This is a genomic window from Sorangium sp. So ce1504, assembly GCF_051521635.1.
Lineage (GTDB): Bacteria > Myxococcota_A > Polyangia > Polyangiales > Polyangiaceae > Sorangium > Sorangium cellulosum_B.
Genome location: NZ_CP150365.1, coordinates 467,675 through 481,225 on the forward strand (window position 1 = coordinate 467,675; position 13,551 = coordinate 481,225).

The window sequence follows — 13,551 nt, forward strand, 5'->3', positions numbered from 1 at the left end:
GCCCCGATGACGCTCCCGCTCCGCGGCGTCTACGCGGTGACCCCGACCCGCCGCCGCCGCTTCCTGTGGGCCGCCTGGTGGACGGCCGAGCCGGCGCGCGACCCGTTCCGCCCGCCGGACGCGAGCCAGGGCGGCGCGCGGACCGTCGAGGAGGCGCGGGCGCAGGCCGAGCGCGCGGCCGGGCGCCCGCTCGTCGAGATCGAGCCGGCGTGGGCGACGGCCTGGACGCGCGTCCTGCGCGGCGAGCCCCCGTGGCCCAAGCCGCGCGCGCGGCGGGAGGCGCCCTCGCCGCCGCCGCCACCCGGGCCGTCGAGCCGCGCGCCGTCGCGGCCGGCGTCCGCGCGCGGCGTGTCGCCGTTCGCGGTGCTCGGCCTGGCGGAGGCCGCGAGCGCGGACGAGATCCGCCAGGCGTTCCGCCGGCTCGCGCTCGTCACGCACCCCGATCGCGGCGGCGACGCCCGCGAGTTCATGCGCGTCAAGTGGGCCCACGACGAGGCGATGGCCAGGCTGGCGCGGCCCAAGCGCCGGTAGTGGTGCTACGGGGATCTGGGCCTAAGGGTGGCTCGCCGCGGCGACCTTCCCCGCCTCGTCGAGGAGCGGCGCGTACTCGCGCGCGAGCAGCGGGTTGCCGCGGAGCGCCTCGTCGAGCAAGGCCCCGGCGCGCTGGGCCAGATCCAGGCGCGCCGCGCGCTCGCGCTCCACCTTCGCCCTCAGGAGGAGCAGCGCGCCCTTCCTGGCGCTCCCCAGCGGGAAGCCCGGGTCGATGGCCAGCGTGCGATCGATCAGCGCGAGCCCCGCCTCGACCTCCGAGCGCACGTCGAGCAGCCCCGGCCCGGTCAGGGCGGCGCGCTGCCGGTGGACCTCGGCCAGGGCGCCGAAGATCCTCGGATTGCCCTCGTTCGCCTCGAGGGCGCGGAGCAGCGAGCGCTCCGCGGCGTCGAGCGCCGCCGCAGGGCTCCCGCCGCGCGACGCGGCCCACCGCGCCGAGAGCAGCTCGATTTGCCCGAGCGCGAGGAGTGCCCCCGCGTGCTGCGGCCTCGCGGCCACGATGGGCTCGATCGCGCCCCTCGCGGCGCGGAGCGCGGCCGTCGGATCCCCTCCCCGGAGGAGCGCCCCGTGCGCCGCCTCGATGCGCGCGAGGCCCGCCCCCTGCTTCGCCTCGAGATCGTCCGGGTTGAGGTGCGCCGCCGCGCCGTACGCATCGATCGACCGCGCGAGCGAGACCTCCGGGCTCCCGCCGGTGAGCCGCTCGTGCCGGCCCTGGATCAGGTACGTCAGGGCCAGGTTGTTGTAGGCGCGGTAGCTGTCCGGGCGCCGCCGCAGGGCTGCCTCGAGGCTGTCCTTGGCCACGTCGAGCGACTCCTCGGGCGACGCCCCGTGGTCGAGCTCGTACTGCGCGCGCCGCGCGTAGAGCCAGCCCTGGTTGAGGAGCGGCGGCATGTCGTTCGGCGCGATCTCGATCGCCCGCTCGGCGTACGACGCGCCGATCTCGAAGAGGGGGAGGGGATCGGCGCCGCGGGACGCGGCGTACTCGGCCATCATGCCGTAGGCGATGGCGGCGTCGTTCCACGCCCAGAAGGAGTTCGGGTCGAGGGCGAGCGACCGCTGCGCGCTGTCGACCGCGCGGCCGAGCGAGGGCCACGCGTCGAGCCCCACGGCGCTCTCGTGCGACGCGAGGAGGAAGAAGCTCGCCCCCATCGCGCCGTACGCGGTCGCGTCCGACGGGTCGCCCTGGACCGCTTGCTCGCTGGCCGCGACCGCCTCGACGAGGTCCGACCTCGGGTCCGAGCCGCGCGACAGGTCGCGCCTCCCGCGGTGCACGAGCGCCCAGGCCTTCTTGGCGAGCGTGCCGCTCGCCCGCGGGCTCGCCCGGAGCGCCTTGTCGCACCGGGCGATGATCTGCGCGACGACCTCCTCCGCGTCTCCGCCGCGCTGCGCCTCGATCAGCATGATCTCGCTCAGGGCGCGCGCGGCCGCCTCGTGGACGTCGGGATCGCTCTCGGCCATCTCCGCCGCGGCCTCGTACGAGGCGACGGCGCCCCAGAACTCGACGAGCGCCGCCGCGTGCTCCCCGAGGTCGCGCGCCGCCGTGCCCTTCGCGAGCAGGATGTCGCCCTCGAGCTTCTTCGCCTCGTATTCCCAGGGCGATCGCGCGAACGCTAGCCGCGCGTCGGCGAGCGCCTCGTCGAACCGCCCCTCGTAGAGCGCGATGAGCGCCACGGCGTACGACGGCGGCTCCGCGGCCGATCTCACGCTGTCCCTCAGGTACCTGATCGCCGGCTGCTTGTGCCGCTCCTCGAGCTCGAGCTGGTGCGCGGACCGCTCCCCTTTGTCGGCGAGGCGCCGCGCCCGATCGAGCCCCTTCAGGTAGAGCATGCCGTGCACGAGGCCCGCCGCGAATTTCGCCTCGCGCGTGGCGTACCCGCTCGCGAGCGCCGCCTCGAGGTGCGCGAGCGCCTCCTCGGGCTCGTGCAGCGCGAGGTGCCCGCGCCCGAGCGCGTAGCGGCCAGGGCCCTCGACGAGATCGCCCGTCGTCTCGCGCATGCCCTGCATCTTCCGGTCGATCTCGCCCAGGCGCGCCCGGATGACCTCCTTCTCCCGCGACACCTCGTGGAGGGGGAGCGCGTAGGCGTAGCGCATGAACAGCTCCATCTCCTTGACGTCCTGACCGAAGCCCTCGGCCAGGGACGCCACGCGCGCGGCGAGCTCGGCCTGCCGCGCGGCGGCGAGCTTCGCGCGGAGGGCGACGGCGCCCGAGAGCGCGAGCACGACGAGCGCCACGGCGGCCGCCGCGACCGCGAGCCTGTGCTTCCTGGCGCGCTTCAGGGCGCGGTAGCCGATGCCCATCGGCCGCGCGTGGATCGGCTCCCCCTCGAGGTAGCGCTCGAGATCGAGCGCGAGCATCTTCGCGGAGTCGTACCGCCGCTGGGGCTCCTTCTCGAGGCACTTCATCACGATGGTCTCGAGATCGACCGGGATCCGCTTGTCGATCTTTCGCACCGGCGCCGGCAGCTCGCGCGCCACGCGGGCGATGAGGCTCGTCACCGAGGGGTCGACGAACGGCGGGCGCCCGGCGAGGACCTCGTAGAGCGTGGAGCCGAGGCAGTAGACGTCCGTGCGGCGGTCGAGCTGGCGCTGGCCCCCGGACACCTGCTCGGGCGCCATGTACGCCGGCGTCCCCTCGCCGCTCGCCGTCGCACGGGCGTCCGCCGCGGTGTCCCTCGCGAGCCCGAAATCGAGGAGGTAGGGGCGGAAGGCGCCCTCGGCGGTCCGCTCCACCAGGATGTTCGCCGGCTTGATGTCGCGGTGGATCAGCCCGAGCCGGTGGGCGGCGTGCAGGCCGTCCGCGACGTCGGCCACGATCTTCACCCGCTGCTCGAGGGACAGCTGCTGCGCCACCCGGTGGAGCGGCTGGCCGTCGATGTACTGCATGGCGATGAACGGCTGGCCCTGCGCCTCGCCCACCTCGTACACCTTGCAGATGTTCGGATGCTCGACCCGGGCCTGGGCCCGCGCTTCCCAGATGAAGCGCTGGGCGAGCTCCGGATCGTTGCCCCGTATCAGCTTGAGCGCCACGTACCTGTGGAGTCGCGGGTCCCTGGCCTTGTAGACCGTGCCCATTCCCCCTTTCCCGATGAGCGACTCGCACTCATACCGATCCCAGTTGCGGATGGGAAACCTGCTCGGCACGCGCGACGAGGGCGGCTCGACGCACTGGAAAACCGTTTCCTGTGCGGCGCCCGAGCTCCCCGGCGGGGCGGAGCGGGGCGGCCTGCTCTGGGGCGCGATCGAGACGGGGCGGGACGTGGGCTCCTCGCTCGCCGACCACGCGGCGTTCGCACTCTCCGGGCCCGCTCCTCCCATTCGGCTCATGACTCGGACCCTTTTCAACAGCGAAGGTGGAGCCCCCCAGCGCATGGCCTCGAATCGCCATCATCCCGGAGCGCCCGGCCGCGTGCCAGTGAGCGCCTCGCTTCAGGCGTGAGCTACGAGCGATATGACAAAACTGTCGCCCAACGGTAAACCTGAGTTTACGTCCATGTCAACACCCCGGACTGGGCCTGTCGCCGCGAAGAGGCCAGGGTGCGATGCGCTCGACGGGGCGATGGGCGTGGGGCGGGAACAGACGGCGGGCGCGCCGGTCAGCGACGTTCAGCGACGTTCAGCGCCGCGCCGACGACAGCGCCAATGAACGATCCAGCGAGAGAGCAGCGAGGAGCGGACGCCGTTCGCGACGCTATTTGTGGGGCGCGCGACATGATGCCGAGGTGGGTTCAGCTGCTCCGCTGCTCATGGGCCCGCCGGCGGGCTGGTCAGTACTTGACGGTGCAGCCGAACGCCTCGGTCTCTTTCGTGGAGATCGCCTTGCCGGCGGCGAGCTCGGTCAGCGCGGCATCGACGTAGTTCGTGACCTGCTCGCCCGGCTCGGGCTCACCGCCCTTCGTGCTGTCGATGGCGCCGGCGTAGACGACCGTGCCCTGCGGATCGATGACGACCATGTGCGGTGTGCGCTGGGCGCCGTACGCGCGCCCCACGTCGCCCTTCTCGTCGATGAGGACCGGGTAGCTCATCCCGAACTCGCCCTTTGCCTTCACGTTCTCTTCCTTGCCGGTGCCCTGCTTGCCTGGAGCGCCCGAGTTGATGGCGAGCCACACGACCCCCTTCTGGGCCTGCTGCGCCGGCACGTCCTTCAGGCCGCCCTGGCGGTGCGCGAGCTGCACGAACGGGCAACCGGGGTTGAACCACTCGAGGACGACCGTCTTGCCCTTGTGATCGGCCAGCTTGACGGGCTTGCCGTCGAGGTCCGGCAGCGTGAAATCGGGCGCGGGCTGGCCGATCTTGGCCTGGGCCGCCTTCGCCTGGGCCGCCGGCGCGTCCGCGGCCTTCGCCTTCGGGGCGTCGGCCTTGGCGGGCTGCGGCGCGGCGGCGCCGGTGGCCGCGGGCGCGCTCGCCTCGCCGGGCTGGGTGCACGCCGCGAGGGCCGCGGCGAGGAACGTCAGGGAGATGAGCTTGTTCATACGGGGACGCTTACCACGCGTCGCGGCAGGCGCATGCGTCACGGGAACTCCGGCCAGCGATCGCCGGTCGCCCACCGGTATCGAAGGCCGAGCTGGCCGAGATCCGCGCCCAGCAGGCCGAGGCGATCGGGCGTCGCGGCCACCACCATCACCGTCCCCACCGCGTCCAGGTGGTGCGTCAACGACACGGCCAGCACGGGGCCGAGCCGCACGACGACGCTGTCGCGGCCAGGGTTGCCGAGCACCTCGGCGGCGGCGCCCAGGCGGAGCTCGCCGAACCGGTCCATCTCCGCCATGTAGCCGAGCCGGGCCCGGTAGAGGTACGGCGGCTTCATCACCGCGTGGAGCGCCTCCTCGTAAAGGTAGAATCCCTCCGGCGTCCCCAGCACCGCATAACCGGTCGCGACGCCGAACAGGCTGCCTCCGAGCAAGGGTATCGAGCCCGACACCTCGAGCTCCGCCGCGACGTACCGCGACGGGGGGCCCTGCATGAGCTCGGTGTCCCTGCGCGTGTACGACGCCCGAGGCTCGAGGAAGTACTGGGTCGTCGAGAAGGCGTACCGCGCGCCGCCGCGGATCTCCACGCTGGGCAGCGCGGCGCGGAGGCCCAGGTACTCCGCGCCGCCGTTCGGCGAACCGCTCGCATAGCCCTCGATCCCGAGCCAGGACCAGTGGGGCTTGCCCACGCCGAGCGCGAGGCTCGGCCTGAAATAGATCACGCCGAGATCCATCAGCGCGGAGAGGAACGGGCGCGCGGCGGCGCTCCGCGCCCAGTAAGAGCGCTTCTGCAGGAGGTCGATGCCCGAGGGCACCGGCGGCGGCTCGCCGGCGGGCGACGGCAGGTCGGCCGGATCCTGGGCGCCGGCCCCGGCGGGCAGCAGGGTGAGCGCGGCGAGCGTCGCGGCGGCGGCCAGCGCGCGGCGGAGCGTCATCGCTAGAACCTGCCCACAAGGTACCCGCCGAGCGGCGCGGGCGCGAAGCTGAGCGTGACGCCGTCCGCGCGCGGCGCGTCCGAGGCGGGGGCGCCGCCGCGGTAGTGCAGGAGCCACGGGAGCCCGAGGCCGGTCAGGGCGCCGACCGCCGCGCCCGTGAGCGCGTCGGTCGCGAAGTGCTGATCGGAGACGACCCGGAGCGTCGCCACGGCCGCCGCCGTCCCGAGCGACGCGGCGCACGCGAGCGCGTCGGGGGCGCCGCCGCCGTACAGGGGCAGGCGCGCGTGGTGCGAGCACACGAGCCCCGCCGCCGTGAAGGCGGTCGAGCTGTGGCCGCTGAAGAAGCTCCTGTACCGCTTGCTCCCCCGGCAGTCGCGGTCCTGCTGCTCCTCCGGCCCGGCGCACCCGGCGCGGTAGGGGCGCTCGCGGCTCGTGAGCCCCGCGACGACGCCGTTCAGGGCCGCGTTCAGCGCGAGCGCCTCGACGTCGATCATCGCGATCTCCCAGGCGACGCTGCCGCGGCCGTGCCCCCACCAGGTCACGAGCAGGGCGTCCACCGCGAGGTGGTTGGTCATCAGCGTGAGCAGGAGATCGCTCGCGTCCCGCGCCATCTCGCGCTGGCGATCGCTGCGGATGCGCATGGCGTCGCGCGCCGAGCCGTCGAAGCCGTTCACGGTCGTCCACCGGCCCTCCGACGGCGGGATGGCGAGCGTGCCAAACGCGGTCGCGGCCAGGAGCCCCGTGGCCACATACTCGCTCACGCGGAAGCGCGGCCAGGCCGGATCCCACGCGACCTCGGGCCGCGCGCGAGAGAGAGCCTCCGGCGCGGCCCGGCGCGGTGCGCTCGGCAGCACCGCTCCGGAACGGAGGGCGGTGGTCCCGCCGGCTCCCCGTGTCGCCGCGCCGGACGGCGCCGCGAGCGGCTCGGCTCGCGCCGCAGCAGGCGGCTCGGCTCGCGCCGCAGCAGGCGGCTCGGCTCGCGCCGCTGCAGCGCCGAGCAGCGCCGTCACGGCGAGCGCGCTGGAGGCGAACCGGAGGGGCGCGGCGCACCTCAAGGAGCGGACCGCGCGATCAGAAATCGGGGTGGCCGATGACGAGGAACTCGAGCGGCCCGGCGCCCGTGTTGCGCAGCCCGTGGTGTACGTTCGTCTCGACGTGCATCATCTGGCCGGGGCCGAGGGGCACCTCGCGGTCGCCGACGATGCCGAGCGCCTGACCGGCCAGGATATAGATGGTCTCGGTGGTCTCCGTGTGGAGCTCGCGCGAGATCTCACAGCCGGGGCCCATCGTGCCCCTGTAGAAGCCGAAGGCGTTCCCGCGGTCTCTTCCCAGCAGCTGCGCCATGAAGACGCCTCGGTTGGGCAAATACTCCATCACGTCTTCGTCGGCTGCGGTCAGCACCACGGCCCCGTCGATCTGCTGCCTCATGGCGATCCTCCTCCTTCACGAGTGAAGCCGCTGGGAGATCGATCCGTTACAGAAGCGCACTGCGTCCTGTCAACGGCGCTCCGCGCGAACCGTGCGACGGCGGCCGTCGGCGTCTCGGCTTCCCTGCTTCTCTCCTTCTCTCCTTCCCCGTTCCCGCTCTCTGCGTTTCCTGGCTTCAAAAAGGCAACACCACGCTCGCTGCGGCGCGCAGCTCGTAGCTGAACGACATCGTCTTCAACCCCTTCGGAGAGAGCTCGACGTGGCCACGGAGAAATCCGTCCTTCTCGTCCAGCGTCCAGCCGGGGGCCTCGCCGAGCGCGACCTCGACCTCGGCCACCTCGCTGACAGGGATCCGCTCGGTGACCAGCACCCGCTTCACGCTGCTGGAGAGGTTGGACACGGAGAGCTTCACACGCCGGCGGATCTTGCGGCTCCCCGTGATCGCGGCGGTGTCCTGCTCCTCGTCGACGGTGCGCCGCACGCGCACGGCGTCGTCCACGCCGAAGCCGAGCTCGAACGGCTCGCCGGCACCCACGAAATCGAGCCGGGCGCGGCCGACGAGGCTGCCGCCCCGCGCGACGCGCACCGGGCCTGCCAGCAGCGGGCGCGGCCGTCCGCCGGCGCCGCCGCCGTCCAGCGTCACCGTGGCGCGCAGGTGGGCCGCGGGGTGGACCTCGGGGTACAGCACCAGCGCGAGCTCGGTGGGGAGCGAGCGCCGCGCGATCTCGATGCGCGTCGGGCGGCCGTCGGAGGGGAGGGTCACCGGCTCCGCCGCCTCGAAGATCAGCGGCTCGCCGCCATCGTCCACCCCCGGCATCTCGTCGACCGCCCGCGCCCCGCGGTCGAGCCCGGCCGCGGCGATCGCCTGGTCGCGCGCCTCGACGATCACGCGGCGGCGCTCGATCTCCGTCTTGCGCCGCGCGCGGAGCACGTCGTCTTCGAGCAGCGGCGCCTCGGCGCTCCTCGACGGCCGCGCGGTCGAGAAGCGCGCGGTGACGTTCTCCCAGACCTCGCCCGTCGCCTGCCACGCCGCCGCCCAGGTGGTGAGCTCGATCGAGCCGCCAGGCGCCTGCGCTGCCGCGCCGCCCGCGCTCGTGACCGCGGCGCCGGCGGCGAGCCGCGCCAGGTGCTCGGGGCGCCAGATCGCGCACGCGACGCGGTACGTCAGCTCGATGTCGACGGGCTGCGGCGCGGGGGCGTGCACCTCGACCTCGATCACCGCTTCATAGCGCGGTTGCTCGACGGACCCCTCCCGCAGCCGCGCCCCGGCGCGCCGGGCGTCCTCCTCGGCGCGCGCCCGCGCCGCGCGCGCGTCCGCCGACGCGCCGAGCGCCTCGGCGAGCGCCGCGTGCAGCGCCTCGGCGCCGCCGCGCCACGAGGCGAGGCGCGCGGGCTCGCCGGCGTCCTTCGGGACCTCGCTCATCGCCCGCGCCCACTTCGCGAGCAGCTGGTCGAGGTGGGCCTCGCGCCGCGACGCCCGGTCCCGCGCGCGCTCCGCGGCGCCGGCCCGCAGCGACGCCTCGCGCTCCTCGCGCTCCAGCGCGTCGATCGCCTCGCGACCGAGCGCCGCCTCCCTGTGCGCCCTCCATCGTACGCGCGCCGCCGTCACCCGGACCGCATCCGCGCCCGCGACGCGCGCCTGCACGGTGCGCTCGTCGACGAACACCGAGACGCCGCCGATCGCGATCCACTGCGCCCCGGCCTGGACCTCGACGCGCGCCGCGCGCACGACCTCGGCGCGATCCTCGAACAGCGTCACCGCGCGCGCCGCGCTCGGGTGCGGCGCGCGGGCGCCTTCGTGGCCGCCGCTCTCGTCGCTCGCTCCGCCTCCGCTGGCGCTCCGCCCAGCCCGGTCCGAACCGCTCGCATCCGTTGCCATGGTGCGCTCGTTTCCTTTGTTATTCCCGACGGTTACCGCCGACGATCTCGTTCTTGGACGAGAACACCACGCGGTAGGTGAACGCGACGGAGGCCTTGCCGCCTGGCGCGATCGGGACGCGCCAGCGCAGCCCGCCGCGCACCGGCTCGCCGAGCTCCTCCTGGGTGTACGGCTCGGCCTTCGGCTGCGACGAGAGGAGCTTGATCTCGACGTCCTTGTCGTCCGTCACCGGGATGCGGTCGAGGACCTCGACCTCGACGCCCATCCCGAGCGACGAGGAGAGGTCGATGACCACCGCGTGTTCGACGGCGAGCGAGCCGCCGAGCAGGCCGGCGCTCGACTCGTCAACGCGCGCGTTCCTGGCGACCCGGATCCGCTCCTCGACGCCGAGGCCGGCGCGGAGGAGGCCGCCCCGGTCCACGCGGCCGAGCGCGGACTGCGCCGCGAGGGCGCCGTCGACGAAGATGTCGACAGGCCCCGCGAGCAGCGGGGCGTCGAACGGGTTCTCGACGCGCGCCTCGCGGTAGACCTCGGCGGCCTCGCGGGGCGCGGTCACGAACCGGGGCGCGGCGGGGGCGCGCGCGGCGCCCAGCGCGACGCGGTGGAGCCCGCCGTTCGACGGCACGTCGGCGGCGCTCTCGCCGACGTAGAGGTGGTCGAATTGCCCGCGCGAGTCGCGCGGATCCACGGCCCGGGGCGGGGCGCCGAGGTCCGCGATGTCCTGCTCCGCCCGACGCGCGTTGCGCCGCGAGGGCCCGGGCTCGTCGCGCGCGAGCCGGCCGCGCTGTTTGCCCGCGCCGGGGAGGTGCAGCGCGTCGAAGTCGAGCCACTCCTCGACCTGCGCGGGCTCGAGCGCCGGGGCGGCCCCGGCGCCCTCCAGCGCCTGCTCGGGAGCGAGCCATTCCTCCTCGAGGCTGGCCGCGGCCTCGACGCTCGCCGCGGAGCCCAGGGCGCTCCGGGGGACCGGGGGCGCGCTCGCCTGGGGAGCCGGCGGCGGGGGCGGCGCCCCGTGGCCGCCGCCGAACGACGGGAGCGACAGCCCGCGCGACTTCCGCGCCGGCGCGGCGAGCGGCATCGGCGGGGCGAACGCCATCGGCGCGGCGGCCTGCATCGGGGGCGGCGGGGCGGCCGGGCCGGATGGCGCAGGCGGCGCTGGCCTCTTCATCGCCGCGAAGGGCTCCGGGCTGGCCCGGTTCCGCGTGGCCTCGCCGCCGTCACGCGCGGGCGGGAGCTTTCCAGGCGCGGCGGTGGTCCGCGCGGCCGGCTCGGGGAGGGCGGCGACGAAGCGGTCGAACCCGTCGAACATGGCGTCGAGCCCCTCCGGCGCGGGGCGGTAGCCGCGGCGCGGGGGGCGCTGCGCGCGGCTGAGCCGCAGCGAGGCGAGCTCCGGCAGCCGCGTGTCCTGCACGAGATCGGCGGTGGCGAGCGCGAGGCGCACGTCCTTCCAGTCCTCGCCGGAGGCCTGCGCGACGAGGGCGTCGAGCTGCAAGGCGACCTCGGTCGCGCCGCGCGAGAACCGCGCCGCGTAGGCGGGCCACCAGCGCGCGGCGAACACGGCGTACTCGAGCCGGAGCGCCGGCTCCCCGGCCGCGCCGCCGCGCTCCGGCGCGAGCCGCACGACGACGTCGAGGCGCGCCGGGTCGCGCTCCTCGACCTCGCCGCTCGCGGCCTGGGCGGCGTCGATCTGGGCGGCCAGGAGCTCCTTCCGGGCGCGCTCGAGCTCCGCGTCGAGCGCGGCGGCGCGGGCGTCGAGCGCGGCGAGCTCGTCCGAGAGCAGGCCGCTCACCGCGAGCGCGTCGCGGATGCGGGCCGCCGGGTCGCCCGGCCGGAAGCGCCGCGCGAGCTCCGGATCGAGCGAGACGGCGCCGAGCTGGTCGCGCCAGAGGCGGAGGTGGTCGCGCTCCGCCGACAGGCGCGCGATCGCGAGCTCGAGCTCGCGGAGCTCGGCGGAGAGCGCCGTCCTCGAGACGGGCGCCGGGGGCACGACGAGCCGCGCGCGCACGCCGATCACGTCGCGCACGTCGCGCGCGGGCCCGGAGGCCGCCGCCGCGCCCGCCGGGGCGCCTGCGGCGGCGCCGCCCGCGGCGTCGATGAGCGCGCGGAAGCTCCCCGGCTCGGCGAGCGGCGTGATCCCCGGCACCGAGATCTCGACCGCCCCCCGGGGGAGCGGCGCCGCGAGCTCGACGCGGCGGGTGACGATCGCCCCGCGCGCATACACGACGACCCCCTCGATACGGCTAGCGCACTCGATCTTCTCGGCCGTCATCGCTCGTCCCCTCGCCCGCGAACGCCCCGCGAGAGCGCGACGGTATCACGCCGCGCGCGGGCCCGGATAGCGGGCTATCGCCTCGTGTCGAGGAAGCCGAACCCGGGCAGCGCGTCGATGCCGTAGGCGCGCAGCGCGAGCTCGTCGAGCCTGTCGAAGTCGCGCCGCCGGAAGGAGCTGCGGAGATCGCTCATCAGCTCCTCCGCGACGCTCTCCGGCGGGGGCAGGCGGATCCGCCGCAGGTACTGGGCCTGGAAGCGCAGGTAGCCTCCGCGCATCTTGACCGCATAGGACCACACGAAGAAGAGGGCGACTTTGGAGGCGAGCAGCCCGCCGAGGGCCTCCATGTCCCAGCCCTCCGAGGTGATGAAATAGAGATTGTGGTGCGGATAGAACCTGCCCTCGTCATAGACCACCTCGTTGGAGCCCGCGATGTCGGGGACGAGCAGCTTCGGGGCGGTGGTCAGCGCCGGAACCACGCGATCGATGGTGCGGAACCAGCCTGCGCCGCCCCGCCGCGCGATGTAGCGCCTCCTGATCTCGGCCTCGTGCGCGTGCAGGTACCCGGAGAGCCTGGGGTACTCCTCGAGATGGACCACCTTGCCGTCGGATCCGAAGGGATTGATGACGAACCGCCTGGCGTCGCGGATGCGGCCGTCCTCGATATCGTGTCGCATGACGAGCGGCACGAGGCGATCGCGCTCGATATCCACCTCTTCGCCGACGATGTAGATCCTGTCGTTCCCGGTGGCGACGCCGATGCCGACGCGCGTCCCGCCGACCTCCTCGATCGGCGCGAACCGCGCCTCGAGCGCGCGCAGGGCCTCGAGGTGCTCTGGCGAGCCGAGCACCCACGGGTCGTCGCCCTCGAACCAGGAAGCGTACTCCGACACGGCGACGCCGGAGCCGCGCTCCGCCGCGCCCGCCTCCGCGCGCCCCTCCGCGTGTCCCTCCGCGTGTCCCTCCGCGTATCGAAGAGCGGCGGACGCGGCCTCGCACTCCTCCGGCGAGGCGGTGCGCAGCGTCGCGACAGGGACGCTCCCCGTCTTGCCGGGCGACACGGCGAATATCGACGGGTAGGCGACGACCTCGGACTCGAAGGGAGACGCGCCGCGCAGATCGACGTAGCACCGCACCCGGAACCACCTCGACAGCAGCCGGCGGAGCGGCGCGCCGTACCGGTTGAGGGTCCACCGGTCGGCGCAGATGAAGGAGAGGATCCCGCCGGGCGCGAGGAGCTCGAGGCCGCGCTCGATGAACGCCACGTAGAGATCGGCGCGGTCGTAGAGCGACCTGTACCGGTGTCGATACTCCTCCTGGAGCTCGGGCGAGAGCTGTTCGATCCTGACATAGGGCGGGTTGCCGACCACCGCGTCGAACCGGCGTCCCTGGCTGGTGAGCAGGAAGTCGCCGTGGGCGATCCAGGCCTCGGAGAGGCGCGTCGCGTCGCCCTGCGGCAGCCCGAGCCGCGCGAGGGCGCCGGCGACCGCGAGGCGCGCGTGGTCGACGTGAGCTCGCTCGACGTCGTACGACCGGATCGCCGGCTCGATCTCGAGGAGGTCGCGATCGTGGCGGCGCGCCGACTGGATCAGCCGCTCGGCGGCGGGGACCAGGAACGCGCCATGGCCGCAGGCTGGCTCGAGCAGCGACAGCGACGCGAGATCCCGGTCCGCGGTGTAGCCCGCGAGATCGAGGATGAGATTCACGACGTGGGGTTTCGTCAGCACCACGCCGTGGGCCTCGCCCGACGAGCGCTCGCCGTAATCGTAGGCGCTCTGCGGGAGCATGACCGTCAGATCGAGGGCTGTCTGCATTGGCGCCGCGAGCATGGTAGCCGCGATCGGCGCGCGCGGGCGGCGCTCCACGGCCGCGCTCGCCGCGCGGTCGCGGCGCCCGAGGCCGCGGCCGGCCGCATCGCGCCGGGCCTCTTCCCCGCTCGCGTGCCGCCGTCGAGGCGCTTTCTGCGTCTGCGTCTGCGTCTGCTTCCGCGCTCGGGGCGAGGCGCGGATCGCGTTTCAGGAGGCGTCG

General features: G+C 74.5%; 9 protein-coding genes. 1 reads left to right on the forward strand and 8 read right to left on the reverse strand.

The window, feature by feature from the left end; all coding sequences use genetic code 11:
* The first annotated feature begins 6 nt into the window (after positions 1 to 6).
* On the forward strand, positions 7 to 531 hold the full coding sequence (locus WMF39_RS01795) for a J domain-containing protein (RefSeq protein ID WP_437743831.1): 525 nt from the start codon (positions 7 to 9) through the stop codon (positions 529 to 531).
* Between the two features lie 21 nt (positions 532 to 552).
* Here the strand turns inward: WMF39_RS01795 and WMF39_RS01800 are convergent, their stop codons facing one another.
* From WMF39_RS01800 to WMF39_RS01835, 8 genes are all read right to left on the reverse strand, one after another.
* On the reverse strand, positions 553 to 3,873 hold the full coding sequence (locus WMF39_RS01800; protein ID WP_437743832.1) for a protein kinase domain-containing protein: 3,321 nt from the start codon (positions 3,871 to 3,873) through the stop codon (positions 553 to 555).
* A 440-nt stretch (positions 3,874 to 4,313) separates the two neighbouring features.
* Positions 4,314 to 5,018, reverse strand: coding sequence for a thioredoxin family protein (locus WMF39_RS01805; protein ID WP_437743833.1), 705 nt, complete (start codon positions 5,016 to 5,018; stop codon positions 4,314 to 4,316).
* Between the two features lie 38 nt (positions 5,019 to 5,056).
* Positions 5,057 to 5,950, reverse strand: a complete 894-nt coding sequence (locus WMF39_RS01810) for a hypothetical protein (protein WP_437743834.1) — start codon at positions 5,948 to 5,950, stop codon at positions 5,057 to 5,059.
* Between the two features lie 2 nt (positions 5,951 to 5,952).
* Positions 5,953 to 7,005 (reverse strand): phosphatase PAP2 family protein, encoded by a 1,053-nt coding sequence (locus WMF39_RS01815; protein ID WP_437743835.1) that lies wholly within the window; start codon positions 7,003 to 7,005, stop codon positions 5,953 to 5,955.
* Positions 7,006 to 7,021: 16 nt separating this feature from the next.
* A complete protein-coding gene (locus WMF39_RS01820) occupies positions 7,022 to 7,378 on the reverse strand; it encodes a cupin domain-containing protein (protein WP_012232951.1) in 357 nt (118 codons plus the stop codon).
* Positions 7,379 to 7,553: 175 nt separating this feature from the next.
* Positions 7,554 to 9,257, reverse strand: coding sequence for a DUF4139 domain-containing protein (locus WMF39_RS01825; protein WP_437743836.1), 1,704 nt, complete (start codon positions 9,255 to 9,257; stop codon positions 7,554 to 7,556).
* A gap of 19 nt (positions 9,258 to 9,276) precedes the next feature.
* Positions 9,277 to 11,523: a DUF4139 domain-containing protein gene (locus WMF39_RS01830; RefSeq protein WP_437743837.1), complete on the reverse strand. Its 2,247-nt coding sequence runs from the start codon at positions 11,521 to 11,523 to the stop codon at positions 9,277 to 9,279.
* 74 nt (positions 11,524 to 11,597) lie between these two features.
* Positions 11,598 to 13,337, reverse strand: coding sequence for an Eco57I restriction-modification methylase domain-containing protein (locus WMF39_RS01835; RefSeq protein ID WP_437743838.1), 1,740 nt, complete (start codon positions 13,335 to 13,337; stop codon positions 11,598 to 11,600).
* Positions 13,338 to 13,551 lie beyond the last annotated feature (214 nt).

Excerpts from the sequence above, each read along its gene's own strand:
- WMF39_RS01795 (WP_437743831.1), top strand. The coding sequence starts at position 7 with ATGACGCTCCCGCTCCGCGGCGTCTACGCGGTGACCCCGACCCGCCGC.
- WMF39_RS01800 (WP_437743832.1), bottom strand. The coding sequence starts at position 3,873 with ATGAGCCGAATGGGAGGAGCGGGCCCGGAGAGTGCGAACGCCGCGTGG.
- WMF39_RS01805 (WP_437743833.1), bottom strand. The coding sequence starts at position 5,018 with ATGAACAAGCTCATCTCCCTGACGTTCCTCGCCGCGGCCCTCGCGGCG.
- WMF39_RS01810 (WP_437743834.1), bottom strand. The coding sequence starts at position 5,950 with ATGACGCTCCGCCGCGCGCTGGCCGCCGCCGCGACGCTCGCCGCGCTC.
- WMF39_RS01820 (WP_012232951.1), bottom strand. The coding sequence starts at position 7,378 with ATGAGGCAGCAGATCGACGGGGCCGTGGTGCTGACCGCAGCCGACGAA.
- WMF39_RS01825 (WP_437743836.1), bottom strand. The coding sequence starts at position 9,257 with ATGGCAACGGATGCGAGCGGTTCGGACCGGGCTGGGCGGAGCGCCAGC.
- WMF39_RS01830 (WP_437743837.1), bottom strand. The coding sequence starts at position 11,523 with ATGACGGCCGAGAAGATCGAGTGCGCTAGCCGTATCGAGGGGGTCGTC.
- WMF39_RS01835 (WP_437743838.1), bottom strand. The coding sequence starts at position 13,337 with ATGCAGACAGCCCTCGATCTGACGGTCATGCTCCCGCAGAGCGCCTAC.